Annotated in this window: 3 protein-coding genes; all 3 read left to right on the top strand. The window is 66.5% G+C overall.

Features of this window, described 5'->3' with window-relative positions; all coding sequences use genetic code 11:
- Window positions 1-927 (top strand): M35 family metalloendopeptidase (locus tag AC1DU6_RS28830; RefSeq protein WP_477861340.1); only part of this gene is annotated, 927 nt, incomplete at its 5' end.
- 146 nt (window positions 928-1073) lie between these two features.
- Window positions 1074-1526: a hypothetical protein gene (locus tag AC1DU6_RS28825; RefSeq protein WP_056196073.1), complete on the top strand. Its 453-nt coding sequence runs from the start codon at window positions 1074-1076 to the stop codon at window positions 1524-1526.
- A gap of 73 nt (window positions 1527-1599) precedes the next feature.
- Window positions 1600-2077 (top strand): acyltransferase family protein (locus tag AC1DU6_RS28820; RefSeq protein ID WP_477861338.1); only part of this gene is annotated, 478 nt, incomplete at its 3' end.

Genomic DNA, 2077 nt, shown 5'->3' with positions numbered 1-2077 from the left:
GCCGTGACCAACCAGTGCCGCACCGCCGTGCAGGTGCTGCGCTGGCAGCTACCCAGCGACACCATGAGCGGCTCGCTGTTCACCGTGACGCGCGACGACCGCCCGGTTCGCTACACCGGCGCCGTCATCAAGCGCGCGGCGCCCCAGGCCAAGGACTATGTGGAGATCGCCGCTGGCGCCACGCTGAACTACAAGGTCGAACTGACCGGCCACTACGACTTCAGCAAGAACGGCCGCTACGCCATCGAGTTCCACAGCGACCGCGGCACCCACGGCTCGGGCGCCCAGTCCATGCACAGCGCGACGACCACCTACCTGTGGGCGCAGGGCCGCAACGAGAAGCTGGACGCTGCCAGCGCCGACGACGAGGCGGCCACCACGATGCGCGCCAACGCCACCGCGGCARCCGCCAGCATCTCCTACACCGGCTCCTGCACCAGCAGCCAGAAGTCCTCGCTGGCCTCAGCCGTCACGGCAGCCACCAACTACGCGTCCAGCTCGACCACCTACCTCAACGGCACGCCGTCGGGCACGCCGCGCTACACGAGCTGGTTCGGCGCCTACACCTCGTCACGCTGGAACACAGCCAAGGATCACTTCACCAAGGCCCGCAACGCCTTCCAGACCGCCGCCCTGACGCTGGACTGCAGCTGCAAGGACAGCGGCACCTACGCCTATGTCTACCCGACGCAGCCGTACAAGATCTACGTCTGCGGCGCCTTCTGGAGCGCGCCGATGACGGGCACCGACAGCAAGGGCGGCACYCTGGTGCACGAGATGATGCATTTCAACGTCATTGCCGGCACCGACGACTGGGCCTATGGCCAGAGCGCGGCCAAGAGCCTGGCCAAGTCCAGCCCCACCAAGGCGCTGGACAACTCGGACAACCACGAATACTTCGCTGAGAACAGCCCCTTCCAGAACTGAGTTCCCTCGCGTTTGACGCGCCGCCTTCGGGCGGCGCTTTTTGTTGGGGGCTGCCGATCGTGCGGCCCTGGGCTAGGCTCGCAACCATGCGTCTTCACCGCCTATATCTCGCAACCGCAGCCTTGTTCACAGCCTGCCTTTCGCCCATGGCCCTTGCCGTAACGCCCCTGCAGCATGCCGAGCTGAGCTGCCAGTTCCAGGCCACACCCAAGCCCGACGGCCAGGTGTTGCTGCAGTTCAAGCTGAGCAACAACGGCAAGCGCGCTCTGCACCTGCTGCGCTGGGGCAGCCCCTTCGAGGGCGCCTGGTTCGGGCCCTTTGTGCAGGCCAGCACGCCACAGGGGAAACTGACTTTCCAGGGCGCGATGCGCAAACGCGGCGATCCGTCGGCCCAGGACTATCTGCACCTGGCCGCAGGCGAGAGCCTGAGCGTTGAACTCGTCTTGAACGAAGCCTTCACGGTGCCTCCCAACGGCACCCTGCGATTGCAGGCCCACTGGCATTGGCACGACATGATGCTCCGCGGCACGCCGCCACGGCCGCGCGCTCAACACCGCGGTCTGGACCAGGACTGCGGCGAAGTCACGCTGAACCGCTGACGGCCTCACCTGACGAACGACTGCCGCCGACAGCGGCGTTACGCTGCCGCCCTTTCGCTCCCCCCCGCCCTCCATGCACCGCCTTCCCGGCCTCGACCTCCTGCGCAGCATCGCCATCGTCTGGGTGATGTGCTTCCACACCTTCCTCATCGGTGGCCTGGGGCCGGACTGGACCTGGCTGACCCGCTTCGGTTGGGCGGGCGTGGACATATTCTTCGTGCTCAGCGGCTTCCTGATCGGCTCGCAACTGCTGCGCAAGCTGCAGCGGGGCGAAGCGCTGCGCTTGAGCGACTTCTACTGGCGCCGGGCCTGGCGCATCCTGCCGGCCTTTGCCGTCGTGCTGGCCATCTACGTGGCCTTTCCGGTGCTGCGCGAGGAGCCGAACCTGGAAGCCTGGTGGCAGTTCGCCAGCTTCACGCTCAACCTGCTGATCGACTACGGCCGCAACCCCGCCTTCTCGCATGCCTGGTCGCTGTGCGTGGAGGAGCATTTCTATCTGCTCTTCCCGCTCTTGGCCTGGTGGATCACACGTCGTCCCTCCTCTGCACGCT

This window comes from Roseateles sp. P5_B10, from assembly GCF_056400485.1.
Note: the sequence above shows the minus strand (reverse complement) of the source record. Positions and strands in the feature narration are given on the sequence as shown.